This is a genomic window from Paenibacillus hemerocallicola (assembly GCF_006265175.1).
GTDB classification, from domain to species: domain Bacteria; phylum Bacillota; class Bacilli; order Paenibacillales; family NBRC-103111; genus Paenibacillus_AB; species Paenibacillus_AB hemerocallicola.
In genome coordinates this window covers 15,155-41,916 of the sequence record NZ_VDCQ01000042.1, presented here as the reverse complement: position 1 = coordinate 41,916, position 26,762 = coordinate 15,155, and the positions used below count along the sequence as shown (strand labels likewise).

20 protein-coding genes and 1 pseudogene are annotated in these 26,762 nt (G+C 56.5%); 13 read left to right on the top strand and 8 right to left on the bottom strand.

Annotation, left to right across the window (positions count from 1 at the left end):
• Positions 1-46: 46 nt before the first annotated feature.
• The 3 genes from FE784_RS25205 (at position 47) to FE784_RS25195 (ending at position 2,364) form a co-directional block, all read left to right on the top strand.
• Complete coding sequence (locus tag FE784_RS25205; RefSeq protein ID WP_139605032.1) at positions 47-538, top strand: GNAT family N-acetyltransferase; 492 nt, start codon at positions 47-49, stop codon at positions 536-538.
• Between the two features lie 106 nt (positions 539-644).
• Positions 645-827, top strand: a complete 183-nt coding sequence (locus FE784_RS25200; protein ID WP_139605031.1) for a YjfB family protein — start codon at positions 645-647, stop codon at positions 825-827.
• 307 nt (positions 828-1,134) lie between these two features.
• Positions 1,135-2,364 carry an MFS transporter gene (locus tag FE784_RS25195; protein WP_139605030.1) on the top strand — a complete coding sequence of 410 codons (1,230 nt, stop codon included), beginning with the start codon at positions 1,135-1,137 and terminating at the stop codon, positions 2,362-2,364.
• Positions 2,365-3,068: 704 nt separating this feature from the next.
• Here the strand turns inward: FE784_RS25195 and wsfD are convergent.
• The 3 genes from wsfD to FE784_RS25180 are packed head-to-tail and all read right to left on the bottom strand — an operon-like array spanning position 3,069 to position 6,024.
• Positions 3,069-4,520: a glycan biosynthesis hexose transferase WsfD gene (gene wsfD, locus FE784_RS25190; RefSeq protein ID WP_139605029.1), complete on the bottom strand. Its 1,452-nt coding sequence runs from the start codon at positions 4,518-4,520 to the stop codon at positions 3,069-3,071.
• Complete coding sequence (locus FE784_RS25185; protein ID WP_139605028.1) at positions 4,517-4,987, bottom strand: GtrA family protein; 471 nt, start codon at positions 4,985-4,987, stop codon at positions 4,517-4,519. The genes wsfD and FE784_RS25185 overlap by 4 nt, the downstream gene beginning before the upstream one ends.
• Complete coding sequence (locus tag FE784_RS25180) at positions 4,984-6,024, bottom strand: glycosyltransferase family 2 protein (RefSeq protein WP_139605027.1); 1,041 nt, start codon at positions 6,022-6,024, stop codon at positions 4,984-4,986. Before FE784_RS25180 ends, FE784_RS25185 begins: the two co-directional genes overlap by 4 nt.
• Before the next feature lie 381 nt (positions 6,025-6,405).
• Here FE784_RS25180 and FE784_RS25175 point away from each other — a divergent pair, with 381 nt between their 5' ends.
• On the top strand, positions 6,406-7,374 hold the full coding sequence (locus tag FE784_RS25175; RefSeq protein WP_139605026.1) for a Gfo/Idh/MocA family protein: 969 nt from the start codon (positions 6,406-6,408) through the stop codon (positions 7,372-7,374).
• A gap of 61 nt (positions 7,375-7,435) precedes the next feature.
• On the opposite strand, the gene FE784_RS25170 is transcribed toward FE784_RS25175, so the two are convergent.
• Together FE784_RS25170 and FE784_RS25165 are read right to left on the bottom strand one after the other, a co-directional pair.
• Positions 7,436-8,380 carry a phosphatase PAP2 family protein gene (locus tag FE784_RS25170; protein WP_139605025.1) on the bottom strand — a complete coding sequence of 315 codons (945 nt, stop codon included), beginning with the start codon at positions 8,378-8,380 and terminating at the stop codon, positions 7,436-7,438.
• An 898-nt stretch (positions 8,381-9,278) separates the two neighbouring features.
• Positions 9,279-10,505 (bottom strand): CapA family protein, encoded by a 1,227-nt coding sequence (locus FE784_RS25165; protein ID WP_139605024.1) that lies wholly within the window; start codon positions 10,503-10,505, stop codon positions 9,279-9,281.
• A gap of 45 nt (positions 10,506-10,550) precedes the next feature.
• On the opposite strand from FE784_RS25165, the gene FE784_RS41120 reads away from it, so the two are divergent.
• Complete coding sequence (locus FE784_RS41120; protein WP_176706504.1) at positions 10,551-10,715, top strand: hypothetical protein; 165 nt, start codon at positions 10,551-10,553, stop codon at positions 10,713-10,715.
• A gap of 86 nt (positions 10,716-10,801) precedes the next feature.
• On the opposite strand, the gene FE784_RS25160 is transcribed toward FE784_RS41120, so the two are convergent.
• Both FE784_RS25160 and FE784_RS25155 read right to left on the bottom strand, forming a co-directional pair.
• A complete protein-coding gene (locus tag FE784_RS25160) occupies positions 10,802-11,233 on the bottom strand; it encodes a ComEC/Rec2 family competence protein (RefSeq protein WP_246132165.1) in 432 nt (143 codons plus the stop codon).
• Complete coding sequence (locus tag FE784_RS25155; RefSeq protein WP_176706503.1) at positions 11,234-12,541, bottom strand: ABC transporter substrate-binding protein; 1,308 nt, start codon at positions 12,539-12,541, stop codon at positions 11,234-11,236.
• Positions 12,542-12,674: 133 nt separating this feature from the next.
• Here FE784_RS25155 and FE784_RS25150 point away from each other — a divergent pair, with 133 nt between their 5' ends.
• The 5 genes and pseudogenes from FE784_RS25150 to pglX all read left to right on the top strand — a co-directional run bounded on the left by FE784_RS25150 (position 12,675) and on the right by pglX (position 18,892).
• Positions 12,675-13,520 carry an AraC family transcriptional regulator gene (locus tag FE784_RS25150; RefSeq protein ID WP_139605022.1) on the top strand — a complete coding sequence of 282 codons (846 nt, stop codon included), beginning with the start codon at positions 12,675-12,677 and terminating at the stop codon, positions 13,518-13,520.
• Positions 13,521-13,638: 118 nt separating this feature from the next.
• Positions 13,639-14,487, top strand: a complete 849-nt coding sequence (locus FE784_RS25145; protein ID WP_176706502.1) for a metallophosphoesterase family protein — start codon at positions 13,639-13,641, stop codon at positions 14,485-14,487.
• 24 nt (positions 14,488-14,511) lie between these two features.
• Positions 14,512-14,766 (top strand): annotated as a pseudogene (locus tag FE784_RS25140) (ADP-ribosylglycohydrolase family protein); the annotation flags it as partial.
• Positions 14,763-15,200, top strand: a complete 438-nt coding sequence (locus FE784_RS25135; protein WP_139605019.1) for a YkvA family protein — start codon at positions 14,763-14,765, stop codon at positions 15,198-15,200. The pseudogene FE784_RS25140 and the gene FE784_RS25135, both read left to right, overlap by 4 nt.
• 122 nt (positions 15,201-15,322) lie before the next feature.
• Complete coding sequence (pglX, locus tag FE784_RS25130; RefSeq protein ID WP_139605018.1) at positions 15,323-18,892, top strand: BREX-1 system adenine-specific DNA-methyltransferase PglX; 3,570 nt, start codon at positions 15,323-15,325, stop codon at positions 18,890-18,892.
• Positions 18,893-18,937: 45 nt separating this feature from the next.
• Here pglX and FE784_RS25125 read toward each other — a convergent pair whose 3' ends face one another.
• On the bottom strand, positions 18,938-21,271 hold the full coding sequence (locus FE784_RS25125) for an AraC family transcriptional regulator (RefSeq protein ID WP_139605017.1): 2,334 nt from the start codon (positions 21,269-21,271) through the stop codon (positions 18,938-18,940).
• A gap of 234 nt (positions 21,272-21,505) precedes the next feature.
• Between FE784_RS25125 and FE784_RS25120 the strand changes: the two genes are divergently transcribed.
• From FE784_RS25120 to FE784_RS25110, 3 genes are all read left to right on the top strand, one after another.
• Positions 21,506-23,242, top strand: a complete 1,737-nt coding sequence (locus FE784_RS25120) for an extracellular solute-binding protein (protein ID WP_139605016.1) — start codon at positions 21,506-21,508, stop codon at positions 23,240-23,242.
• An 18-nt stretch (positions 23,243-23,260) separates the two neighbouring features.
• Positions 23,261-24,604, top strand: coding sequence for an extracellular solute-binding protein (locus FE784_RS25115; protein WP_139605015.1), 1,344 nt, complete (start codon positions 23,261-23,263; stop codon positions 24,602-24,604).
• 78 nt (positions 24,605-24,682) lie between these two features.
• Entirely contained in the window at positions 24,683-26,743 is a 2,061-nt protein-coding gene (locus FE784_RS25110) for a beta-galactosidase trimerization domain-containing protein (protein WP_139605014.1), read from the top strand.
• The last annotated feature ends 19 nt before the right edge of the window (positions 26,744-26,762 follow it).

The following is a 26,762-nucleotide window of genomic DNA, read 5'->3' as shown; positions in this document are numbered from 1 at the left end:
CATTTTGGTACACTGTTGACCAAAGAGATGTTTGCGGGGTGGAGCTGTGGGGGTCATCATTCGTAGCATGGAGGAAAAGGACATCGCCGACGTACGGAAGGTTGCCCGCACGACTTGGCACCATACGTATGCTTACACGATACCGGAACCGGTGCGCGTCCGGTTTCTGGATTCCTTCTACTCCGACGAGGCGCTGAAGCGAAGATTGGACAATTCGCTGCTGCTGATCGCGGAGCGGGACGGCACGATCGTAGGCTTCGGCAACTTTTTCAAGTCCCGGGGCGACCCGGAGGAAGCGGAGCTTGGCGCGATCTACATTATGCCGGAGGCGCAAGGAGCGGGAATCGGCACGATGCTGCTGAAGGAAGGGATAGAACGGCTCCAAGGCACGAAGCGTCTGTTCGTCAATGTCGAAAAGACGAATCGGACGGGCCGCGCCTTCTACGACGCCAAACGATTCCGGGTCGTCGGGGAGACGGAGGAGCTGTTTTACGGATATGCGCTTCATACGGTCAAGATGAGGCTCGATCTGGCTTGACTGCTCGGGGCCTATATTTGCTAATTTATGGTTGTTCGGGCGTCGGGCAGCGTGGTATGATCGGGTTTGTAGGGAAATGGACAACCAATCGTCAGGAGGATCTGTCATGAGCGTATCGTTAAACGCGGCGTATTCCCAATTCAGCAAAAGCGATCTTCCGCTTGCGGTCGGCATCCAAATGCTCAGCAAGGTGAAGGAATCGGCGGAAGCGCAAGGGGCGCAGCTGGCGCAAATGCTGCAGCAAAGCGTGCAGCCCCATTTGGGCGGCAGCCTCGATATTCGCGCGTAGCGCGTAACGGGCCGGCGAAGGAAGCCAAGGCCGTTTTTCCCTTTCGGGAGAAACGGCCTCCTTGCGTCGTTGTACCGAACCAAGAGTCTGTGAAATCGAATCGACGATTTCGCGGGCTTCAGCCGTATTGACGGATCAGTGAACGCAGGGCACTCCCCGAAACGCCTCGGCCGTATCCGCCTCCATAAGGGAACGTTTACACTAATTTCGGTATTGACGCCTTCCCGCCTTATCGTGCTATAATCGCTCAAATATGGAATACCGAGTAGGCAGGAACCCGACCGTTCCTTCCAAACACCTTAGGGAGATGACAACAGTGGCAAGAACCGCCGCCGCCGCACAGGCTGCACCCGTATCCACAACCGTATTTCCGATTTTGTTCGCGATCAGCATCGTCCACCTGCTGAACGATTCGATGCAGTCGACCGTGACGGCGCTGTTTCCGATATTGCGGGACTCGCTCAGCTTGTCTTACACCCAGATCGGCTTCATCGCCTTCGCGATGAACATCACCGCATCGATTTTGCAGCCGATAGTGGGCACGTATGCGGATATTCGCCCGAGGCCGTACATACTGCCGATCGGCGTCGGCTTTACCTTGGTCGGTATCGTGGCGCTTGCGCTTGCTCCGAATTTCGCGACTATCCTGCTGGCGGTTACGGCCATGGGTATCGGCTCGGCGATTTTCCATCCGGAGTCGTCCCGGGTCGCTTACTTGGCCGCCGGCGCGAGGCGAGGGCTGGCCCAGTCCATTTTCCAAGTGGGCGGCAATATCGGCAGCTCGCTCGGTCCGATTATGACGGCGGTGCTGTTCGTCCCGCTCGGCCAGTTCGGCGTCATCTGGTTTACGTTCGTCGCATTGGCGGGCATCGCGATCCAGTATTACGTGGCACGCTGGTACAAGCGGCAAAACGTCGCGCCCCGCTCGTCGACGAAGCGCAATGGCCCGGGGGAACGGATAGGCGCGCTTTCCCGGTTCCAGATCGTATCGGCGATCGTCATTTTAGTATTTCTCGTATTCTCGAAGCATGTGTATATGTCCAGCATTACAAGCTTCTATACGTTTTACCTGATCGACGATTACGGGGTAACGGTCGAGCATGCGCAGCTGTTTCTGTTTGCATTCCTGGTCGCTACGGCGGCGGGAACGTTTTTCGGCGGACCGCTCGCGGACCGGTTCGGCAGACGCAACATCATCTGGCTGTCCATCCTCGGGACGGCGCCGTTCTCCATCGCGCTGCCGTACGCCGATTTGTTCTGGTCGGGCGTGCTGTGCGTATGCGCAGGCTTCGTCCTCTCCTCGGCCTTCTCGATCATCGTCGTCTATGCCCAGGAGCTGCTGCCCGGCAATGTAGGGCTCGTGTCCGGCCTGTTCTTCGGACTTGCCTTCGGACTGGGCGGTCTCGGCTCGGTCGTGCTCGGCTGGATTGCGGACGCTACCAGCATCGCTTACATTATGAAGCTTTGCGCGTATTTGCCGCTGCTCGGCGTATTGGCCATCCTGCTGCCGAAGGATCGGAAGGCGGAGGCGGCATAGCTTGCGCGATTGCCATGGGGTTGTCCCGGAGATTGAGGTTTTGAGCCGCCGCTTGGACCGGGAAACCGTCCGCAAGAAAACTGCGACAGCTCCGGTCGGGAGGCCGTCCGCCACAAACTGCGAGAACCTCAATCGCGTGCTGAAACGCATGTACCGCGTAATCGGTGAAGACTGGCTGTTTTTCCGGGGATTGGGGACCGCGAATCCATGAAATAGCGGAACCGGCGTACGTTATGGGGCCGAGTTCTTGTGTCGATAGCAATATAACGGAAAAACGTTCCGCTAATCCGTAGTTCACTATCCATTTTCACCCCGAATATCGGAATAGCGGAGGCCTGTTCCGTTATCGTCCAGAATTTACCGGAATTTGGGGCAATAGCGGAATACAGCTCTTCTATTAGCGAGCAACGTCATACTCACGCCGACCGAAACGCCTCCAAGTTGTATGCGGATTATGCCGCAATACAAAAAACATCCAATACCTCACGTGAGGCTTGGATGTTTTTTGGTCTACCGACCAGGTTTCTGATTCCCATGGCTTGTCGGCCGCGGCAGCTAGTTCCGTAAATCCGCCGGCCATACCCTTGGCCTCGCATACAAATGTATGCCGGACCGCTGAGCTGTCGTCTCGAGGCGCGAATCATACGATCCAAGCGCTCAGTCAGCGGATGCCTCCCTAAAGAAGGCTGTTGGACGGCTACTCCCTACCGCCACGAGTCGTACCGGACATAAGAGGGTCGACCGCCCAAAGCGACCGCCGCCTTATGCACGATCCAGAGCACGCTGGCGACGAACATCAGGTCGAAGCAGACGTTGAACAGGAACAGATGCTTGCTCAAATCGGCCTCCCCATCCCCGATGACCGGGATAAGAAACGACACGATGCCGATCAGCCCGACGAGGGCGAACGTCTCCGCATAGATTCGTCCCCCGAGCGACGAGGCATTCCGCCACTCCATCCACAGAACGAAATAGTACAGCAGACTGAACGGGAGAAGGAACCAGAGCGTATTCGGCAGCAAAGTCCGCTTCCATTCGCTCCATAAGCCGAATTTGTTCGAGACGGCGCCTCTCGGCATTCCTTCGCTTTTCTCGTAGGTGCCCAAGTAGTACGGGCGGATCGTCATCCCGTTCTCGGCCGCTATTTCGAGCTTCCCGAAAAACCGACCGGGGTGCTTCAAGTAAAACAGCGCTATTTTGCCGTGGCTCATATGGTCGTAGAACAGGTCGTACATCCGCGGATCGCGCTGCGGAATCGGCGTGTCCGGGGTGAAGAAGTTTGTGCCGGCCAGAACCGCAAGCTCTTTCGATACGCCGAGCTCTTCCAAGTCTTCCTCCGGGGTGGGCGAATCCTTCACTACGCCGTAAAATACGGTTTGATACATATTGATCTCTTTGAGCTGCTTGGGAGCGAACAGGTACATGGCCAGCGAGCCCAACGCCAGAAAAGCGGAGAAGCCGATCACCGTCCTGCGCCAAGCCGAATCGCCGCGAAGCCGCAGAAAACGCAAGCCGAGCAGGGCGATCAGGATGCCGACGGGAGCGTTCTGCACCTTCGAGCCGGTCAAAAAGATCGCGCATATAAAGAAGGCGATAAGCAGCTTGCGCGACGGCCTGTCCCGGGTAGCTGCGGCGAGCGCCAGAGCGACGGTCAGCAGCAGAAACACGAGCGACACCGGCTCGCCGAACAGCGAATTGAAATAGCCGATATACCCCACATCGGCAAATACGAACACGAGCAGCAGCCCGAGCGCAATCCGGCTGGCGAGCGGAAGCGTCCGGTGGTAACGGGTGGCGGCCCAGAAAGCGGCGAGCAGCAGCAGCCCGTACACGACGGCCATGAAGCGCATGTCGAATACTTCTCTGCTGTGGGCCAGCTTGTTCAGCCAAGTGGCGATAATGACGAGCGGCACCTGCGTCGAGGCGTAACCGCCGATCCCTAGCGAGGTCAGCTTGAACTCGCGTATAAAGTTGCCGAAATATTTATCTTCGTAGGAGAGATTTGGATCCAGGTAGTCCAGACCGGACGAGGCCATGATGCGCAAAAAGTCGCCGTTGTCGGCGATGCCGACGATCGGTCTCACGAACAGCACGTACACCATGACGACCAACGCTGCGGCCATCGTCCAGAAGGTAAAGCCTGGTATTCTTCTCAAGAGGACTCACCCGCCTGACTCCGAACGGAAGGCTCCGTCCGAAAGCTGAAATATTTATGTCCCAAATAGTTGGTTATCGTGTACAGGCCCGTTCCGAGCAAAGTCGCCGCGTCATGCACGCGGTTGTCGGGAAACCAGGGCAGAACGGCCGCGATCAGCAGGCCGCCGTATAAGCCGATCCCGTAAGACAAGCCGTAGCAAACCAAGGTGACGAGAAGAAACTTCCATAAGCTGCCGGCTACCTTCGCTTTGGAACGGAACGTGAACCGTTTGTTCAGCATATAACTGACCAGCGCGCCTACCGCATTGCCCAGAAAAGTGGAGGCCCAGTAGCCGATTCCGGCGACGTGCAGCAGAAAGGCCATGATGGACAGCCCGACTATCGTATTGAATACTCCCACCAGCAGAAATCGAAGGAATGAGCCGGTAAGTATTGCCGGCAGCTTGGCAGCGAGCAGAAGTCTCATCGCAGCGTCTCCTGCGCCGCCTTGGCGACGGCTTTATCGGATGCATCCGGTTTTGTCCCGCCGGGAGCTTCGGATTGCGCGGCAAGATCGGTTTCCACGATGTACAGCGGACGACGCTTTACTTCCTTGTAAATCTTTCCTATATATTCACCGATAAGCCCGAGGCTGATCAACTGAATGCCGCCGACAAACCAGATCGAGAGCATAAGCGAAGTCCAGCCGGAAACGGTATTGCCGGCCAGCTTCTGGACGATCGCGTACAGCGCCGCGACCAGACTGACCACGAACAGGAGGAAGCCGGCCAAGGTGACGAACCGGATCGGCGTCACGCTCAATGCGGTAATGCCGTCCCAGGCGAACGAAAGCATTTTCTTCAGCGGATACTTCGACTCCCCCGCGAAACGTTCGTGCCGGTCATAATATACACGGGTGCTCTTGAAGCCGATCATCGGCACGATGCCCCGCAGAAACAGGTTGACCTCCTTGAACCGGTCAAGCTGCTCGAGCGCGCGACGGCTCATGAGCCGATAGTCTGCGTGGTTGTATTCGATTTTGGCTCCGAGCTTGCTCATCAGCTTGTAGAACGACTGCGCCGTTCCGCGTTTGAACGCGGTGTCGGTCGTCCGGCTTTGCCGGATGCCGTATACAATATCGTAGCCTTCGTGATATTTGGCCATAAATTCGAGAATCGCATCCGGATCGTCCTGCAAATCGGCGTCGATCGATACCGCGCAATCCGCCGTCAGACGGGCGCGGTTCAGCCCTGCCAGCAGGGCGCTCTGGTGTCCCGCATTACGGGCCAGCTTCAGACCGGCGACCCGCGGATTCGAATGACGGAAGCTCTCGATCAGCTCCCACGTCTTGTCCCGGCTCCCGTCATCGACGAACAGCATGAAGCTGCCGGGGGACGCCAGCCGTTCCCCGACAAGCCGATCGAGCACGCGCGTCAGACGTACGATCGTTTCGGGCAGTACTTCTTCCTCGTTATAGCAAGGTACGACGATGCCTAGTACGGGTAAAGCCCCTTGCGTGTGCATATGAACGTGTCCTCCGTTACCCAATTTTACCTCTCTCTATGATACGATTATTGACAAGAAAATCAAATGCAAATGGAAAAACCGCTTGCCTCGGGGCTTGCGGCTTGAACTTGCAGATGCGGGGAGGGGGCGTTTTGCCTAAAGTCTTGTGCCGATTTACGAGGGGCGGGTCGTTTTTTGAGCCAAAGAAAAAATTAGAGTCGTGTAGTAAGAATACGGGGGAGCTCTCCCGCATGAATCCGGTCACCGCAAGTCTTCGACGGTTTTGTCCCCTTCATTCGCCAAAACTTTCATTGATGGGACATTTAGGAAGTGTATTCTAATATAGAACGATATTCTTTAATACAGAACAATATATAGCCTTAAAACCGGGAGGGCTCTATGGAACTTCGTATAGGTTTTGTCGGAACGGGCAAATTCGCCGAGAAACATCAGCGCATCGTATCGCAGATGGAAGGCGTAACGACTGCCGCCATTTGCGGCAGAACGTTGGAAAGCGCAGAGCGGTCGGCGATACAATGGCCGGATGCGAAGGCTTATGGCAATACGGAGCAGATGCTGGACGAATGCAAGCCGGACGCCGTCTACATATGCGTTCCGCCGATGGCGCACGGGGAGATCGAGATGAGCTTGGCCGAACGCGGCATTCCTTTTTTCGTCGAGAAGCCGCTTGCCATCAAAACCGAGACGATTGCGGCGGTACGGGACAAGGTGGCCGGGCAACGGCTCGTTACGGCAGTCGGATACAATTGGCGGTATCTCGATTCCGTGGCGAAAGCCCGCGAGCTGCAGCAAAATGCCACGACCGGCTTGGCATTGGGCTATTGGATGGGAGGTATGCCGTCGACGCCGTGGTGGAGACGGCGGGAAGGGTCCGGCGGGCAATTCGTGGAGCAGTCGACGCATCTCGTCGATCTGGTCCGGTATTTATGCGGCGAAGTAGAGGAAGTATATGCGGCGTTCGGCCGGCGTATCGTTCACGAATCTTATGAAGGAGCGGACGTGGCCGATGTCGGTTCGGTCACGATGAAGCTTGCCGGCGGCATCGTCGCGACGATTTCCAATACGTGCATGCTGCCGAGAGGGCATCATACGGGGTTGGATTTGTATACGAGCTCCGGCGTGCTGGAGATCCGCTCCGCCGGATTGAAGGCGATCGGCCGGGATCGTACGACCGAATACCGGAACGGAACCGACCCTTATGTGCTGGAAAACGCCGCTTTCCTGCATGCGGTGCGAACTGGGGATACGTCCCGGATACGGTCGGACTATGCCGATGCTTTCCGTTCGTTCGAAGTAACGGCGGCGGCCAACATCTCCGCGGAGGAAGGTCGTCCGGTCAGGCTCTGATGGCATTCGGACTTGAAGAAACGAAAAAGCCGCCTTCTCCGATTAGGGAGGGCGGCCGCCATTAGCCGTGCAGCGTGCTTTGATCCGATTGGACGGGCTTTGCCGCCTGCGGCGCCTTTGGCGTCATGAACCGTTCCTGCAATCGTCCGCCCAGTCCTTCGAACCATGCGGTAAACGAGGCGTACAGCCGGGTGCCCACGATCCAGTCGGCCAGCTTGACGCAACCGTAAGCGAAAGCCATGCCCGCGAACACGTCGATGATCCAATGGATTTTCAAATACATGGTGGAGACGATGATGGAAATGCAGTATGTGCCGATCCACCAGCGGTACCAGGCGCTTTTCTCTCGCATGGCGAGAAGGAAGGCGGCGAAGGCGATCGACGTATGCATGCTCGGGAAGCAATTCATCGTCGTGGAAAATTGCTGCTCGGGAGTCAGTGCCCGTTCCAGCAAATCCGGGGTCCCCTGCACAAACCATACCTCTTGCAGCAGGACGAGGTTGTAAAACGGCAGGATGAGCGGCACCTGCAGCAAATATCCGGCAAGCGAGTAGCGACCGAACTTCTGCACATCCTTCGTAAAGAAGGCGCGGATGACGCATATCCAATACGAAAGCGCAAACCCGTAATTGTATACCCATTGGAAATAAGTCGTCAGCCAGTCCGGCTGCCAAAAGCGGAAGTAGCGGGCATCATTGAACGGAATCGAATTGAAGATGTCGTTCCATTGAAAGATGTGGCGGAGATTGGCCGTCTGGTAGCCGACAACCCGGTGCCACATCGGATTGGCATAATGATAGATGAGGAAAAAAACGAACAGCACGACGATCCCGAGCGGCATGAACTGTCCCCACGATATCGCCTTGGCGTCTTTCCCCGCGCCGATCAGCGCCAACGCCAGCACGAGCAGGCATAAAATTCCCCAGTTCTCCACCCGCGTAATCGCAAAAATAATAGCCGCGGCGGCCGCGACCAAAAACGTCATATATCCGGTTCTTGCAGTCAAGCCCCTTATCCCCCTCTAATCTCTGCTTCTTCACAATATGTTTACAATACCGGATTTGACCTAGTCCTGCAATATATTTCAAGTGCAAATCGATTGGCCGAGGAATAAGGGAAAGATCGGTCGAATGGATGAATCGGGGCTGTTGCAGGAAAAGTGCCGCAGATATGGGGAATAGCGGAAAAGAAGTACGTTATTCGCATGAAAATGAAGTCCGCGAGAACATTAAAGGAACTCTGTTCCGTTATCCGGCTCATATAGAGCAAGCTTACCCTCGGGCCGAGACAATAGCGGAAAACGGTTCCTTTATTTCCGGTAAATAAAAGGAAATCCAGCCAATAGAAGAACTGCGTTCCGCTATTGGTCGGATGCGCCGGCTGCCGCATCTTATGGGAGCTCCGGAGCTCAAGAGAGCCCCAAAGCCGCGCGCGCCCCGATAGCCACTAAGCCCCTAAGCGCCCCGAAGCTCCGAAGCCCCGAAGCCCCGAAGCCCCGAAGCCCCGAAGCCCCGAAGCCCCGAAGCCCCGAAGCCCCTTCGCCAAGACCGGAAAAACGCCTGCCGCGATTGGGGATGCCGAACCTGCGGCCATATATTCAGGAATGCCGGGCTAATATCGATCTTGCCGATTCTTCGCTTGAATATACAGGTCCAGAGCTTTAATCCCTCTGTGGGCCAGGCGGACGAACAGAATCAAGCAATAAAAGCCGAGGGCGATGAAAGCCAGGTACAAAAAGAAAATAGGCGTTACCAGTACGGAGGAGGTGCTGAAGCCCATTCGATCCACTTCCTTGCGTATGTATTTTTTCCATCTCATGTAAATACGTTGGTGCAAGGTGAAGGTTTCGCGGCCTGCAGCCCATGAAATGCTTACCGGATTTGCAACGAGCCTTCCGTCTTTATTCAACTCGCGGGAAAGTCCAGCTCGGGCATCCATTGCTTCATATGGTCGGCGATCTCCCGCCATGCCGCTCCCGCATGGGGAAGCTGGCTTTCCTCTACCGTCCGCAAAGGCTCGACTTTGTACTTCCGCCAGTTGACCCTATGAATCCAAGTCGGAATAAAGGAGGGCCGCTTCACCTGAATGCGAATGTCGTCGCCCTTCACCGTCTTCTCTACCTCCAGTTGAATAATGCCGCCGATTCTTTTGCGATCGCCTTCCTGCGCGGCTATAAAATTGCCGAGCGAGTAGACGACAAAAGCTTGGCGGCCGTCAGCCGTCCCGATCCACTCCGCCGGCTGCAGCACGTGCGGATGATGCCCGATGACGACCGCCGCCCCCGCTTCCGCGGCCGCACGGGCGACTTCTTTCTGCTCGTCGTTCGGCATATCGGCGTATTCCTGCCCGAAATGGAAGCTGACGACGACAACGTCCGCCTGCTTGCGGGCTTCCGCGACCTCTTTCCGGATTTTCGGCAAATCGATGATATTGAGCAGGTACTCTTTGCCTTCCGGCACCGGAATCCCGTTGGTCCCATACGTATAGGACAGGAAGGCGAACGATATCCCATTTTTGTCCAGCGTTCGCAGCTGTCTCCGGTCGTCGTCCGACATATAAGCGCCCGTATACACCATGCCGAGATCCTTATAACGGCGGATCGTATTCAGTACGGCTTGCTCGCCGCGGTCGAGCGTATGGTTGTTGGCCAAGTTCACGACATCGAATCCGGCGTCCTTCAACGCATCTCCGACCTCGGCAGGTCCGTTGAATCGCGGATAATCGGACAGGCCGAGCTCCTCCCCGCCGATCATGCTCTCCTGGTTGGCCAGCGCGATATCCGCATCTTCGATATACCGTTTGACCGGTTCGAACATCGGTTTGAAATCATAGCCTTCCGGTGTTTGCGCGTCCTTGTATACGGAACTGTGGATGAGCACGTCCCCGACCGCGGACAGCTTGACCTTGAACGATTTCTCCTCTGGGGCGGCCGGGTTGGAGCTTGGGCTTGGATCGGCGTCTTGCTGTTTGCCGGGAGGCGGAGGCTCCGGTGCCGGCGATGCCGATGGAGGCCGACTATCCTCCGCCGTTTGCGGCGGTTGTACCGCTTGATGCTGCTTGCAGCCGGTAATGGCCAGCCATACGATCGCTATGACAAAGAGGAGCGAACTCCGCTTTCGATAAGGATTCATGACTTGAGTTCGTCCTCTCCGGGTCGCGGAATAGCAGGCGACATTTTGCATGCATGGATCGACATTTACGCACATCAAAGGTCGGCTTCCGATTTTATTCTCACTATAGTGCATATCCATGATGGGCACAACTTGAACAGCCTGTTCGAGCAATTCGCAGGGACGTTCCTGAGCAAGTATTTGCCGTCCGCTTACCGCGTGGAGGAATAAAGGAGGGTCGCCGATGATATTCAGATGAACGGGACGAGCTGCTTCCGCAGAAGGCCGCGCACGGTCAGCTTATGGGCACGCGGGCTTCAGGTTTCCAGGTAAAACAAATCGACGGTTTTCGCCCGGAAGACGCTTTCGAATCCTCCGATATGATCCGGGTGTGGATGCGTGTTTACGGCAATGTCGATTTTGTCGATGCCGAGCCGGTCCAAATAGGTTACCACCTGCGGTCCGACAGCCGGAGTGCCGGCATCGATCAGCATCGTCTTCCCGTCCGGCGACTGCACGACAATGCTGTCCCCGCTCGCTTCCGCATGCTGCAAATCCAAATACCGTACCGTGAGCAAGCCTCGATAGGGCTTGGTCGCAAAAATCCGATCCCCAGGCGACAATAGCGCCGTATCCGAGGCGGCCGGCATGTCCGCCGGGACCGGCCTGCGGGACATCCCGCAGCCGGCCAGAACAAGACATAGGACAAGAAGGACACAGAACGTACGCTCGAACAGCTTATTCCTCATCTATTTCTTCTCGGCTTCGATCATTTGGTTAATCGCTTCATCCGACTCTCTCAGCGCCGTATTGACATCCTTCGTACCGTTGACATATTCGACGAAGTTGTTGACCAGAATGCCTCTCGCCTTGCTGTAGTGCATCGAGTATGCCGGTGCCGGCGCCGGTTTGCTTTTGAACATGCTTTGGATCTGCTTGCTCTTCAATTCCGGAGTATCCTGCAGAAAAGCCTGATTGAATTTCGGGTCCTTCATGACCGGCAGCTTGCCCGCCGATTTCGAGCTCATCAGCTGTACCTCGTCGGAGAACAGCACTTCCAGGACGCGCATCGCGTCTTCCTTGTGCTTGCTCGTTTTGCTGACCGTCATGACGTGAAGATCGTACATGCCGTACAGGTTCGGACGTTCCTTGAAGCTCGGAAATTGCGCAACGTCCCAATTCAGATCGGGAGTTTGCTTCAACCGGTCCAACAGATTGACCGTCGTAAGCATGGCCACGGTGCGTTCCTTGATAAAACGGTCCGCGGCGCTTCCTTTCATGACGCCTGCTGCAGGCTTGTTGCCCGGAATGTCGTAAATCGCCTTGCCGATTTCGAATACTTTCCTGTACGCTTCGCTGCCAACGTTGGATTTGTTCGTCTTGCTGTCCACGATGTTCAGGGACATGGGCGTGAGCAGCCGGGTCAAATAGTCCGGATCCAAGCCGAGATACGCCGTTCCGCCGTCCGGGCGGGTAACTTTTTTGGCCAGCTCGATCGTATCCTCCCACGTCATGCCGTCTTTCGGATAAGGGGCGCCGAAGCGGTCGAATATTTCTTTATTGTAGTACAGGGCGTTGAACTGCAGCATATTCGGCAGGCCGATCAGCTCGCCTTTTTGGGAAAGCGCTTTAATGGAATCGAGTGCGCCTTGATCGAAACGGGTCAGATCGATATTCATTTTCTGAGCGAGCGGAGAAATATTTTCGAAAATGTCAAAATCCATATAATAAGGCATGTTTCCGTTCCATACGGCGATCAAATCCATTTCCTCGCCGGCCGTCAAAGCTTTCTCGACATTGCCCTTCGACTCGAACACGACGGTGATGTGCGGATACTTTTTCTTCACCCGGTCTATAATGAGATCGCTTACATCCTTCTCGGTCCAAAGCGACTGGATTTGATACATTTTCAACGTAACGGGCTCAAGCGGTTGGGCCGGCTCTGCGGGTTGTCCGGAAGCGGCTTCTCCTCCTCCGCCTGCATCCGGCTTCGCGCAGCCTGCGAGTACGAAGGCGGCCAAAACGGTCATAAGTGCGGCACGAACGGTCTTGTTCATACGAAACACCATCCCTCTCCATCGGATTACGGTATAATACGATATGAATAGTATAGGGCGGCTCTTTCCCGATTATCAATCTAATGATATTCAACATATATAACGATATGAAGATGAAAGGAGGCGGCAAGCCGTGGACGCCATCCGGCATGGCAACGTTTACATGACGATCACCGATTTGGAGCGGAAGCTTCCGATCTATTTGACATGCGTTGGCAGGTGGCATAACCAATACCGTATCGAGCGGAAGGAGGGCTATGCCGATTTTCAGTGGATTCAATGCACGTCCGGCCAAGGAATTCTGGACATTAACGGGACCGAGTATACGGTCGGGGCGCGACAAGGAATGCTTCTCTTTCCCGAAGAGCCTCACCAGTATTATGCGCGCATCGAGCCTTGGGAAGTGCGGTGGGCGGCATTCAACGGGACGGGTGCGGCAGAGATGCTCCGTTCTTTGGAATTCGCCGGTTCCCGGATTATTACGCTGGCCAATCCCGATCCGGTGCTGAAGCAGATGTACGACCTGATCTCGGCCGCCGAATCGACCGATCCTCTCAAGAGTCTGTTATGCTCCTCCATCCTGTACAACCTCGTGCTGGGGCTATACCGGTACGGCTTCGATCTGGACTTGCGCTCCAAGCAGCACTATTTCGATCAGATGGCTCCCGCCCTGCGTTATATCGAATACAATTCCCACCAGCCGGTTACATTGGACGAATTGGCCGGCAAATTGTCGGTAACCCCCCAATATGCGTGCGTCCTCTTTCAACTGACGCTGGGGATGCGTCCGTTCGAGTACATAACCGGGGTGCGGCTGCGAAAGGCCAAGGAGCTGTTGCTGCGGGAGCCGGACTTGTCCGTGAACGAGGTCGGCAGACGCGCCGGCTATGACAGCGCGAGCTATTTCATCAAGCTGTTCAAGCGGAACGAGGGCATGACCCCCCGCGAATTTCGCAAGCAGTTTTTGAACGCGAAGTAGGAAGCGGGATACGAATAAGGTTATGCTCGATGAAAGAGGAAAAAATTTGGATTGCCCCGCGCTTCCGCGGCATGGTAATTTTATTACATCCAGAATTTCACGCGGGGGAGCCGATAAGATGCGCATACGAATCATGACCGATTTTCATTACGCGCTGCACGCAGGTCAAGCCGAGGATTTGTTTTATAAGGAATATATAAAACGTTTCTTCGGGGAAGGACCCGAAGCCGATTACTATGTATCTTTGGGCGATTTGACGCAAAACGGGACGGAGCGAGAGTACAGGGGCGCATTCGGCATGATCGATTCGTTCGGGATCAGGGACCGCTTTCTTCACGTCCCGGGCAATCATGACTTGCTCCAAGTCGATGCCGGACAGACCGAGCGTTGGGGAAGCACTCCGCCCGTTTCCGAAGGCAACGGTTGCGTGGACACCGACGCGGCGACGCTTTTATTCCTTAACACGTGTCAGACCGGAAAGCCGCTCGACTGGGGCGGCCGTATCGGCCAGGCGCAAACGGAACTGCTCCGGAGCAAGCTAAGCGCGGCGAAAGGCAAGCCGGTGCTCGTATTCGCTCACCATCCGCTCCCGGACACTACGGCTTTATCGGATACGACCATGATGAGAATCGAAGAGGCCTCCCCTCTGATCGGAGTCATGAACGAAGCGGCAGGGCCTTGTCTTTGGTTTAACGGCCATAACCATATTCACTCGATCGTTCGCAAAGATTCGTGGACGTTTGTTCAAACCGCGTCGGTTCTATGCTTGCCATGCTGGCGGGAAATCGTTATCGCGGATGACGCCGTCACCGTCGGCACGACTAATTTGAACGATGCGCAGCTGGATGAGCTGGCCGGGCAAAGCATGGACAGGTTTCCCAGCTTTCACCGGGTACCTCCGGAAAAGGCTGCCGGGACGGCGGCGGATCAATCGACCGACGTTCCAATCGGGAAACGGTACAAGTAACGGAAATGAAGGGGAAGGGAGTGCCTGGAAGCGGCCTTGCGGGCGTTTCACAACAGCGACAGCTTCAAGGAAGGACTTCTGCTGGCGGTCAATCTGGGGGAAGATTCCGATACGACGGGAGCCGTGTACGGTCAATTGGCGGGCGCGTTCTACGGAATTTCTTCCATACCCGCCACATGGCTGGACAAGCTCGCGATGAAGGAAACGATTCTGGAGTTGGCCGGGAAGCTGTTCCATGTCGCTGTAAACATACAAATCGACAGGAGTGGACCGCTATGACGATAAAGGAAGATTTCTACCAAAATTTTCGCGAGAAGATGAGAGGCTGGCTGACCACGGAGGAAGGAAAGACGAACAAGTTCGGCGAGTATCTGATGTTCGGCCCGGATTTGTTCCATCTGCTGTGCAAGCTGTCTTTGGACGACGAGGTGCCGATCAAGGAGAAGGCGAAGCTGGCCGGAGCGATCGCCTACTTCGTATCGCCGGTCGATCTGCTGCCGGAAATCATAACCGGACCGCTGGGTTATCTCGACGACATCGCCGTTGCGGCATACGTGCTGAACGGCATCGTCAACAATACGGACAAGGCGTTGGTGGAGAAGCATTGGGCAGGCGACGGCGATGTCCTTCACGTCATCCGGCAAATCATTAAAGGCGCCGACGAGATGCTTGGCAGCGGTTTGTGGGCCAAGCTCAAGAAGAAGTTTCAATGACGCGATAACGGACCACCTTCAGCAGCCCGACGCCATGCGGCGCCGGGCTTTCCGCGTTACCCCGTTACGATTCTCCTTTTTGTCGTACAGGCATTTCGAGAACAGGCAGGTGGCAGGCGGTCATGAATAAAACGGCATGGAGAAGCTTCGCGATGAGCGCACGGAGAGAGCTGATCCGGAAAATCGGGGAAAAGGCGCACAAAATCGGAATAACGCCGCATAGCATCAAGAAAGCTCGGCGCGAAAGTCGGGATGTCGTCCATTTCGACGGCAGGCCGCTAACCGTCGTGGAGACCGGGCAAAGAGAGTCGATCCTTCGCCGCATGCGGGAAGACGGGTACGATCGGGTCGTGGAGGACGCGGCCTGCACCTGGTTCAATCGTTTCACCGCGCTGCGGTTTATGGAGGTAAACGGCTATCTTCCGGCGAAGGCAGGGGTGCTCTCCTCCAACGATACGGATCGCAGGCAGCCGGACATGGTCCGGGAACCGTTGTCGGTCGGCTGGGAAGTCGACAAGAGGCTCGTGAACGAGCTTCTGGCTAACCGCGATACGGAACGGCTGTTCCGCTATTTGCTGCTGCGGCTGTGCGGCCATTTGAACCGGGTTCTTTCGTTTTTGTTCGAAGCGGACGGAGACGATCTGGAGCTGCTGCTTCCGGACGGAATGTTGGGGAAGGACGGTTTCGTCGGGCGGTTGACCGATACGGAAGCGATGCCGGAATCCGTCTGGAAGAGGGTCGAGATCGTCGGCTGGCTGTACCAATATTACATGACGGAACAGAAAGACCGCGCCATCAAAGCGAAGAAAAAATATGCGCCCGCACAAATTCCGGTCGCCACCCAGTTGTTCACACCGGAATGGATCGTCCGTTATATGGTGCAAAACTCGCTCGGACGATATTGGCTCGAATCGCATCCGGAAGACAGGGAATTGCTCCGCGGATGGGAGTTTTACCTCGAACGTCCGCAGCCGGAGGGAGACTTGGAGCGGCAGTACGCTCCCCGCGCGGATCCGGAACTGAAGCCGGAGCAGCTCAAATGCTTCGACCCCGCGATGGGCAGCGGACATATACTGGTGTACCTGTTCGACGTATTGTTCGAAATTTACCGCAGGCGCGGTTATTCGGAGCATCGGATTCCGCGGCTGATTCTGGAGCATAATTTGTACGGGCTCGATATCGATGACACGGCATGCCGGCTCGCTTGTTTCTCGGTCGTCATGAAAGCGCTGCAATACGACCGTAGCTTCCTCGAGCGCATAGAGAGAGACGGATTGTCGCTCCACTTGGCCTCCATTCAGGAAACGGATCGGCTGGACGACCGGGATATCGGTTATTTGGCCGGGGAAAGCGGCGTGGAAAATGTTCGGGCGACGAAAAGATTCGTCGAGCGGTTCAGGAACGCCAAGACGTTCGGTTCTTTGATCCAAGCGGAGGAATACGACAAATGCTTCCTGGAACAAAGATTGCGGCAAATCAAGGACAATCCGGCCGTGCGCTCGGGCGACGAGCGTTCCGGACGGAAATGGGCCGAGCTGCTGCCGCAGCTGCTGAAGCAGGCGGATCTTCTGAACGCGTCGTATCCGGTTATCGTCACGAATCCCCCCTTTATGGGAAGCGCCTATATGAACGATCGGTTGTCCGGCTTCTTGAAAAACCATTATCCCGAGACGAAGTCCGACCTGTTCTCCGCTTTTGTGGAGATGTGCTTTCGCCGGGCGATGCCGAACGGGCAACTCGGGTTCATGACTCCGTTCGTATGGATGTTCATAGCGGCGTACGAACCGCTCAGGAAGCGGATCCTCCGCGATACGACGATAAGCAGCCTGATCCAGCTCGAATATTCGGCGTTCGAGGATGCGACCGTACCGATCTGCGCGTTTACGTTATCTAACGGCAAAATCGGAGCGAGCGGGGAATACGTGAAGCTGTCCGATTTTGTCGGGGCACACATGCAGCCCGTGAAAGCAAGGGAAGCCGTACGCGATCCTTCCGTCGGCTACAGATATTCCGCGCATGCCGAGACGTTCGGGAAAGTTCCGGGCAATCTGATCGTATACTGGCTGGACCAAAAGGCGCTGCGGCTGTTTGACGGTCCCCGGCTGGCCGGGCTGATCGCGACCAGGGAAGGCATGACTACGGCGGATAACGACAAGTTTTTGCGGGAATGGCACGAGGTTTCGTTCTCTCGCATAGGCTTCGGCATCCGGAACAACGAGGAAGCGGTGCAATCGGGCAAGCGATGGTTCCCTTATCTGAAAGGAGGGGCGCACCGGAAATGGTACGGCAATTCGACGAAAGTAGTCGATTGGGCAAGCGATGGTGCCGCCATCAGAAGCAACGTCGATCCGGATACCGGCCGGATTCGCTCCCACAACTACAACGGCGACTACGGGTTCAGGGAAGGAATCACCTTCCCGACGGTCAGCTCGGGAAAATTCGGTGCAAGGTACGCTCCCGGCGGATTTATGTTCGATGCCAAAGGGGCTATGGGGTTTTTCCGCGACGAATCCGATCTGCATGTCGCGCTGGCGCTGCTGAATACGGCCGTCTCGCAATATTATTTGCGCGCTCTGGCTCCGACGCTCGATTTCAAGCTGAACAAGATTATGGCCGTTCCCGCGCTGATCCCGGACCGTCGCGAGCCGATCGTATCGCTATGCAAGCGATGCATCGACATCGCCAAGCGGGATTGGGATTTTTATGAAAGATCGTGGCAATTTTCGACCCATCCGCTGCTGACGTTCAGAACGGGGTCCGGCCTCGTGGAGGATGCTTTTGCCGAATGGGCGTCGTTCAAACGTCGAGAGCGGGAGCTGCTGAAGAAAAGCGAGGAACGGCTCAATGCCATCTTCATCGACCGTTACGGACTCGGGCATGCCGTATCGCCGGCCGTAGACGATGACGAGCTTACGATTGCCGATGCGGACAGGGAGAAGGATATCGAATCGTTCCTCTCCTATGCGGCGGGCTGCATGTTCGGCAGGTACTCTCTCGATGCGGCGGGGCTTGCATACGCCGGAGGCGTTTTCGACCCGGACCGCTACCGGACGTTTTCCGCCGTTCGCGACAATATCGTTCCGCTCTTGCCGAGCGGTCATGGGGAAGAGGACGACGACATCGCATCGAGGTTTATCGGGTTCGTCAAAGCGGCTTTCGGATCAGAACGTCTGGCTGAAAATGTGGAATATATCGCCGAATCGCTCGGCAAGAAAGACGGCGAGTCCGCCAGGGCGGCGATCGGGTCGTACTTTGCGGCAAGCTTCTTCCGCGACCATGCGCTGGCTTACAGGAAAAAGCCGATTTACTGGCTGTTCAGCTCGGGCAAGCATAAAGCTTTTGCCTGCCTTGTCTATATGCACCGTTATGATCGAACGACGCTTTCGACAATCCGCGACGATTACGTGCAGCGGCGACTGCTAAGGCTCGAAGAGGAGCTGAAGTCGCTCGACGAGACTATCGCGGGAGACGGAACGGCCGAGCGGAGAAGCGTCGCCAAGAAGAAGCGGAAATCGCTCGGCCTGAAGCTGGACGAGCTCCGGGCATACGACGGGCAATTGCGCCGGATGGCGGACAAACGGCTCGAGCTTGACCCGGACGACGGAGTCGCCGTCAACATGGGCAAATTGGGCGAATTGCTGGCGAAGGCGGAACCGTATAAAGGACCGGATTATGCCAAGGATCGGTATTAAATACGCCGTTCGCATTCCGCGGCCGCTCGCCGCCCGGCTGGCGGACTACCCTTCCGCCGCCATCCGACTTCCCCGACGGTATTCGAGCGGCGTCTGTCCGGTCAGCTTGCGGAACATGCGGGTGAAAGAGTTGGCGTTCCGGTAGCCGACCTGCGAGGCGACCTCGTGGATTTTGCAGTCGGTCGCTTCGAGAATTTGTTTCGCTTTGCTGACGCGGATGTCGTTCAACAGGTCGGTGAACGTTCCGCCGCTGCGGCTTTTGATATAGTTGCACATATAGCCGCTGGAGATGTTCAGCTTGGTTGCGACAGCCTCCTGCTGAATATCTTCCCCGTAATGAGATTCGACGTAATGGCGGATATAGTCGAGGATCGGATCTTTCTCGGTCAGTTTCCCGGCGATGAGCGAAGCCGTCCGACCAACCCACGTTTCCAGAAATTCGGCATATTCCTCCACGGCGAGCAAATCTTTGGCCTGCTCATATAAGGGCCTTTCCCCGATCCATTCCTCCGGGTCGATCTTCTGCACCGTAAGCGCCATAAGCAGCTTGGACACCATCTCCTGAGCGAACTGCCGGTATTGCCAGGCCGAAGCGTCGGCTTTGCCCAGCCGGTGCATCATTCTCCTGACGAGATCGATCGCCGCCGGCGCATTGCCGGACTGCAGGGAAGACGCGAACTCGCGTTCCTCCGACGGACTGAAATGAAGATCGTGCCGGACGGGACGTCTCTCCATAACGATCTGCGTTTCCCCATTCAGTGGGCGCTGGCGCAGCAGCTCCATCCCGTCTTCGTAGGCGGCGGTGAACCCGCTTGCGCTGCGCACGATCGGATTGAAGGCGACCGTCAAAAAATAAAAGTCCAGATCGCGGTCGAACACCCGCTTCATCCGGGCGAGCAGCTCCGACAGTCCGCCGCTGATGCCGACGCCGTCAACGTCCCCGCGCGGAACATTGCCGCCCGCCTCTCCGCCGTCTGTTTTTTCCGCGAACACGATACTAAAAACGAGGTCCTTCTCGCTCTGGGCGGTAATTGCCCCCGGAAACCGCTGCTGCATGCACAGATTAATGTACTCCACGATATAATTCGTCAATCCTTGGTCGCCGATTCCGAGCTCGCGGAAACGCCGCGTCCGATCGATCTGGAACAGGATGAAATAAAACGGCTTCGACGTGTCGACCAGCGAATGGACGTCCTTATGGTTGACGTTGATTCGTTTCATCAGATCGAGATAGCCGTATTTCTCGAGCAGCTTCGTTTTTTTATGCAGGTCGTCGCGAACCCGGTCCCCGGATACGATCAATTCGTGGAGGCGATCGCCGATCAGCTTGAATTCGGAAATCGTACTGCGCAATTGAACGTTCGGGCTGCTCCGCTGCAGCGAATGGACGAGTCTCTGAATAGGCTGCTTGAACTTGAAGCTTAAGATGACGGAGAGAAGGAGACTTAGCAGTACGGACAAAACGAGCAGGGAGAGCAGTACCGCATTCAGCCTGGACAGCTGAGCGGCGATTTGTTCATTAGACACGTAGTTGACGTACGTCAAGCCCGAGGCGGCCCCTTTGCTTTGGAACAAATAGCTGCCGCTGTCGGCAAAAAATCCGCGACCCAAGCCCGAAGGCGGTCGGGAGAGCGGGGCGGCGCCATTCTCCATGTAAGCGGGATCGGAGCTATAGAGCAGCTGTCCTTCGTGGCCGGCAATTTGAAACACGTCGCCGCCCGATAATGAATATCCCCGAAACAGCGCCTCGGCGTCCAGAAAGACGCCGATATAGAAATCATGATTGATTTTGTGTTTAAAAACGACGGGAAAGTAAAGGCCGGTTTTCTCGAACGAGCCGTCCAACTGCTCCTTGTCGAAACGTACGGCGGGAAATACGCGCGTCCGGTACCCGGCGCCGAACGGTTCCGACCAGAACGCCTTTCCGTATTCGGAATGAACGTATCGGCGCGTGAACAAGTCGTTCATGGGAATAAGTCCCGTTTTGTCGATCACGACCGCTTCCTGCTCGAAAGCGATGAACATATTGTGCACGTACAGGTTGTTGGAGGCGGAGGACAGTTTGGCGAATTCGTCGCGAAATGCGTTGACGGCGGCGAAGAAGTCGTATTTGTCGGCCTTTCCGGTAATCGCTGCCGCTTTGGCGCCGTTGAGAAAGGGGGCGACGGCCTCCTCCAGCTTACTCAAATGGTCCTCGTATTTGGCGACGGTATAGTTCATCCGCAGATCGGTGTTCTTGACGATTTCCGAACGGATGCTTCCGATATAGAAGTTCGAAGCGGATATATGGAATAGAAACGGAACCGCCCCTACAACCAGAAAGGCGAGCAGAAGCTTGGTGAAAAAAGAGTTCCGGCCTGCTTTCCAGCCTGCGGTCATAACCGATCTCCCCCTTGCATGTTTTCATTTTTATTATATAAAACATTATATATAATTTAAACCATAACTGATTTTCATCAATTATTCCCCGTTTCACATTTGTTCGCTTTTTCCCAAACCGGGCAGGAAAGATGGGAACTTGCGGCTTCCGTAGCGTACGCGGGTCGGCTATTCTACAGGTGCCGGCAAACGGACTTCGGGGGGGATGGGATACCAAAGAGGAGATGGAGAACGATGCGAAAAAGCAATCGGCTGATGAACGCCTCAAAGGTGTGCCGGAAGTCGGGCGCCGTCATGTTGCTGCTGCCTGTCTTTCTGTTGGGCGCATGTGAAGCCGCTTCGGAACGCGTTGCTCAAGAAGCGGAGAGCAGCGGCAGTTTGTCCGGTGCGCCGCACCGGGGGGCGGAAGCTCCGGGAAACGGCGGCAGAGGTTCGCGCGACTATGTCCGTTATGATCCTCCGGTTACGCTGACGACGATCCGGGTCAATGAGCCGGGCATGAAATTCGCGCCGGGAGATTCCTACAATAACAATCCGTGGACACGCGCTTACGAGAAGCAGCTCGGTATCCGGGTCGAGACGTTATGGTCCGACGATGGCGGCCAGTACAACCGGAAGCTGGACCTGATGATCGCCTCCGGCGATATTCCCGATTTTTTTCGGGTTAACGGCGCCCAACTGCAGCAATTGGCCGAGAGCGGATTGATAGCCGACTTGACGGACGTATATGCCGCGAACGTTTCCGATCGCGCCAAGAAGCTTCTGGACGACAGAGGGCCCGAGCCGATCTCGTTGGCGACGATAGACGGCAGGCTGATGGCCATTCCTTGGACGAGCACGCTTACGGAAGCGGCGTCGGTGCTTCACGTCAGGACGGACTGGCTCAAGAAGCTGAATTTGCCGGAGCCCCGGTCGATCGGGGACGTGCTGACGATCAGCTCGGCATTTACGGCCTCGGACCCCGACGGGAACGGAATACGCGACACATACGGTCTGGCTCTGGATCGGAATTTCAACCTGGCCGCAGGCTTCTTCAACGGCTTGCATGCCTACCGCAACATTTGGATCGAGTCGGGCAAGGAGCTGGCCTACGGAACGGTTCAGCCGGAGATGAAGGAAGCGCTGGCCCTTCTGCGAGAGATGTATGCGTCCGGTCAAATCGACCCGGACTTCGGCATCAAGGATGAAGCGGGCGTATACGAGTCCATCGCGTTCGGCAAGATCGGGATGTTCTACGGTTCTCCGTTCGCGGGCTCCTTTCCTCTGCAGCAGGCAAAGAAGCGGGACCCGTCCATGGAATGGAAAGCGTATCCGCTTCCCTCGGTCGACGACAGGAAGGCGCGCCCGCAGGTGCCCTTGGATGTAAGCGGCTATTGGGTGGTCAGCAAAGAGGCGAAGCAGCCGGAAGCATTGCTGCGGCTGCTCGACTTCTGGATCGAGACCTACTACGAGAACGACTCGGAGGAGTCGTATTACGAATTCAACCAGTCCAGAGACAATAATCCGGTATGGAAAATGGCCGTGGTCTCTTTGGCCAAGCAGTATAAAAATGTCGACGAAAGCCTGCGGATTATCGAAGCGATGGAGACGAAGGACCGCTCCGGACTGAATCCGGAGGACAAGGGCGTTCTGCAAAGAATCGAGACTTATTTACGCGACGGCGGGGCTGACGGCTGGATGTGGAACTACATGTTCAGCAAAGGCGGGTCGTTGTCCGTCGCGGACTATTACCGCAGAAACGATCTGTATCAACGCGAGCGGTTCACGTCGCTCCCGCTGCCGATCACGCAGCGCAAAAGCGAAGCGCTGGGCAGGCTGCAGTCGGAAACGTTTACGAAAATCGTCGTCGGGCTGCTGCCTGTCGAGGAATTCGACCGGTTCGCGGAGCAGTGGAAATCGGCAGGCGGCCGGGAGATGACGGATGAGGTGAACGAATGGTATCGGAAGCGGGGATCATCCTTGCACAAATAGTCTCAAGGGGGACATTCGATGGCTGACAAGAAGCTGGCTTTGATCAGTTTAACGGCGTTTGCCGTTTTGTCCGGGTGCGGCGGCACAGACGGCGGAGCCGGGACGGGCGGTGCCGGAAGCGGCTCCGCAGGCAAAGAAGGAGACGGACAACATACGGCCAAGCCCGGAGAACCGGTCGAGATCGTCATTCATTCCAATGGCGGCGACAATGAAGACATGTTTAACGGTCAGTACGGCAACGCGCTTCGCAAAAAATTTCCGGACTACACGATCAAATATATACCGCACGGACAGGGCAAATCGATCTCCGAGCTGCTGGCGCAAAAGCAGCAGATCGATATTTTGTACCAATCCATCGCCTACTACCCCCAGCTGTCGGAAACGTCCGGTCTTCAGTACGATATGACCGAGCTGGTCAAAAAGCATGGGGTGAATCTCGGGACGTTCCAGCAGACGCTGATCGACGGAATCCGCAGCTCCGGCGGAGGCAAGCTGCATGCGCTGCCGGTCACCAATACGGTACAGGTGATGTATTACAACAAAGGTCTTTTCGACAAGTTCGGCGTCCCCTACCCGAAGGACGGCATGTTCTGGGACGATACGATAGAGCTGGCCAGGAAGCTGACGCGGAAGGAAGGGGACAAAATGTACCTCGGCTTCGCCGCATCGGCTCCCCATTTGCTCGGAAACAACCAGCTCTCGCAGCCATATTTGGACCCGGCCGCGGAGAAGGCGACGTTTACGGGAGACGCATGGAAAAAAATGCTCTCGGCTTATTTTCTGGAGCCCGCCGCGGATCAGGGCTACAAGGAGCGGGTGACGGCCTTGAAGGCCGTCCCGTACCGGCTGGAGCTTACGAACAGCCAGGAGCTTGCGATGTTCGCCTTCCATTCGCAATTTCCGTTCGCCGTTCCGAAAGACATGGAGAAAATCCAGTGGGATCTCGTCGCGCTGCCGACCTTCAAGGATAAGCCCGGCATCGGCTCGCAGATGGCACCGTTCGTCTTCGGCATTACTTCGATTTCTCCGAATAAGGATGCGGCGATGGAAGTGATCAAATATTTGGCGTCTCCGGAGCAGCAAATGAATTTCTCCAAGCAAGGCATCATGCCCGTCATCGAGGACGATCAGGTGAAGAAAGCGTATGCTCAGGAATCCGCCTTCAAGGATAAAAATTGGAACGCGATTTTCTACAACAAGCCTGCGCCGATCGCGTCCAAATCCAAATACCAGCTATCCGTGGAAGGAATGCTGACAAAGCGGATTCCCGATATTGTCAAAGGTACTGTCGATCTGAATACGGCGCTCCGCGAAGCGGCGGAAGAGGCGGACAAGGCCGTGGCGGAAGCGAAGCGGAACTAGAATGCGAGGCGCGGGGCGATTGATGCCGGACTCGGATTCGGATTCGGACCAAACAGAAGGAATGGAGAGTTTTAGCGGATGAGCTTGTATCATAAGACACTTCGAAGAGGGCTGCTCGATTTCCATATCGGGGAAGCGGTACCGGAAATCGCGTTCGATGTCCCGCGTTATATGCGGGATATGGCGGAGGCCGGCATGCAGACGCTGACGTTCATGACCAAGGACGCTTTCGGGACATCGTATTACGATACCCGCATCGGAAAGAAAAACGCGAAGCTGGGCAAAGATTTGCTCGAGGAAGCGGTAAGGGAGGCGCAGCGTTACGGCATTCGCTTGATCGCCTATTACAACGTCGGACTGAACAGCTACGTCGCGGGCGCGAACCCCGACTACCGTCAGCGGGATAAAGACGGCGCGCCGGTGACGAATGCGTTCGGCTTTTACGACCTGCTCTGTCTCAATTCCCCGTACCGGGATTACGTCGCCGCCCAACTGACGGAAATTGCGGAGCGGTATGGGGTGGACGGATTTTTCTTCGATATTACGTACGTCTGGCCGTCCTCATGCCATTGCGATTATTGCCGGAAATGGTATGTGGAGAAGTACGGGCAAACTCCGCCGGTCTCTCCGCAACCGGGATCCGTCGAGCTGCGCAGATGGCAGCAGTTCCAACGGGACATGCGCGCCGACTTTTTGCGCTTTATAACCGGACGGCTGAAAAAGCTCGATCCGAACCTGCAGATCGGCTGGAATCACGCCGGGGATTTGGCGTTTGCCCATATGGAGCCGGATGAGCATGCGGACTACTTGACCTCGGAATTTCATCCGCCGATTTATTTGTACGGAAGCCTGCTGGCCAAATGGAAGCGGACGAAGGGCAAGCCGTTCGAGCTGATGATGCCGAGCGAGATGGGCAGCTGGGGGGAGTGGACGCTTGCGCCCGCCGCTACGCTTACGGCCGCCGCGGCGATTGCGGTATCCGGGGGCGGTTCGATCAGTTTCGGCCACGTGCCGCTCCCGTCGGGTGCGCTGGGAGGCGCGCTGCCCCCGCCGGTCGTGGATGCGATGAAGGAAGCGAATGCATTCGTCCGGGAACGCGAGGAATGGCTGCTCGGGGCGGAGAGTGTTGCCGATATGGCGGTGCTGCACGGCGTCGGCAACAGGCGCATGCTCGAAGCGACTTCGCTTCCGAACCACGCCGATGACGGTTTGAACGGAATCAACCGGATGCTGATCGAAGGGAACGTTCATTTCGACGTGATGTCGGAGCGAGATTTGCTTAAGCGCCTCGACAAGTATGCCGTGCTTGCAATGCCGGACCAGGCTTGCGTATCGCCGGAGGCGGAGGAAGCGGTACGGAAGTTCGTACGCGACGGCGGCCTGCTGATTGCGACGCATAGAACGTCCTTGTACGGAGAGGACGGAATCCGAAAAGCGAATTTCGGGCTGGCCGACGTGTTCGGCGCCGACTTTGACGATACGTCCAGATACAGCGTGGCGTACATGTCCGGCTTGGATCGGGACCTGTTTCCCGACGTTCCGGATATGCCGGTGCTCCTCAAGGGCACGAATGCGCCGGTGCTGAAGGTTCGTCCTTCCGCGAGCGCGCGGCTGCTGTCCGTTTATATGGAGCCTGCGATGGAAACGAAGACGCACCGCCACGTATACCATCAGCACGCCCATCCGGCTGTAAAGACCGGCGATCCGGCCATTACGTTACATCCTTACGGCAAGGGCGCGTGTCTGTATATATCCGCCCCCATCGAGGCGTCGTACTGGAAGACGGGCTCGCCTTGGCTTCGCCGGATCTATATGGACGGCTACAAGCTGCTACGCCCGAAGCCGCTGATCGAGGTCGATGCGCCGATCGGCGTGGAGGTCAACCTGATGCGCCAAGGAAGCCGGTGGATCGTTCATCTGGTGCAGGTGCGCGAGGAGAAGGCAGGCGGCTCCAAAACGTTCATTGAAGAAATATGGCCGCTCTACAATATTACGGTGCGCATCCGGAGGAAGCCCGCCCGCGTCTACTTGGCGCCGCAGCTGGAGCCGCTCCCTTTCTCGGAAGAGGAGGACGGCATCGTGTTTACGATTCCCGAGGTCGGGCTGCACGCGATGGCGGTACTCGAGGATATCGAATAAGATCCGAGCAAGCAACGAA

Excerpts from the sequence above, each read along its gene's own strand:
- FE784_RS25160 (WP_246132165.1), bottom strand. The coding sequence starts at position 11,233 with ATGAGGAATAAGCTGTTCGAGCGTACGTTCTGTGTCCTTCTTGTCCTA.
- FE784_RS25145 (WP_176706502.1), top strand. The coding sequence starts at position 13,639 with ATGCGCATACGAATCATGACCGATTTTCATTACGCGCTGCACGCAGGT.
- FE784_RS25125 (WP_139605017.1), bottom strand. The coding sequence starts at position 21,271 with ATGACCGCAGGCTGGAAAGCAGGCCGGAACTCTTTTTTCACCAAGCTT.
- FE784_RS25195 (WP_139605030.1), top strand. The coding sequence starts at position 1,135 with ATGACAACAGTGGCAAGAACCGCCGCCGCCGCACAGGCTGCACCCGTA.
- FE784_RS25115 (WP_139605015.1), top strand. The coding sequence starts at position 23,261 with ATGGCTGACAAGAAGCTGGCTTTGATCAGTTTAACGGCGTTTGCCGTT.
- FE784_RS25155 (WP_176706503.1), bottom strand. The coding sequence starts at position 12,541 with ATGAACAAGACCGTTCGTGCCGCACTTATGACCGTTTTGGCCGCCTTC.
- FE784_RS25200 (WP_139605031.1), top strand. The coding sequence starts at position 645 with ATGAGCGTATCGTTAAACGCGGCGTATTCCCAATTCAGCAAAAGCGAT.
- FE784_RS25175 (WP_139605026.1), top strand. The coding sequence starts at position 6,406 with ATGGAACTTCGTATAGGTTTTGTCGGAACGGGCAAATTCGCCGAGAAA.
- FE784_RS25120 (WP_139605016.1), top strand. The coding sequence starts at position 21,506 with ATGCGAAAAAGCAATCGGCTGATGAACGCCTCAAAGGTGTGCCGGAAG.
- FE784_RS25180 (WP_139605027.1), bottom strand. The coding sequence starts at position 6,024 with ATGCACACGCAAGGGGCTTTACCCGTACTAGGCATCGTCGTACCTTGC.
- pglX (WP_139605018.1), top strand. The coding sequence starts at position 15,323 with ATGAATAAAACGGCATGGAGAAGCTTCGCGATGAGCGCACGGAGAGAG.
- FE784_RS25165 (WP_139605024.1), bottom strand. The coding sequence starts at position 10,505 with ATGAATCCTTATCGAAAGCGGAGTTCGCTCCTCTTTGTCATAGCGATC.
- FE784_RS25110 (WP_139605014.1), top strand. The coding sequence starts at position 24,683 with ATGAGCTTGTATCATAAGACACTTCGAAGAGGGCTGCTCGATTTCCAT.
- FE784_RS25135 (WP_139605019.1), top strand. The coding sequence starts at position 14,763 with ATGACGATAAAGGAAGATTTCTACCAAAATTTTCGCGAGAAGATGAGA.
- FE784_RS25185 (WP_139605028.1), bottom strand. The coding sequence starts at position 4,987 with ATGAGACTTCTGCTCGCTGCCAAGCTGCCGGCAATACTTACCGGCTCA.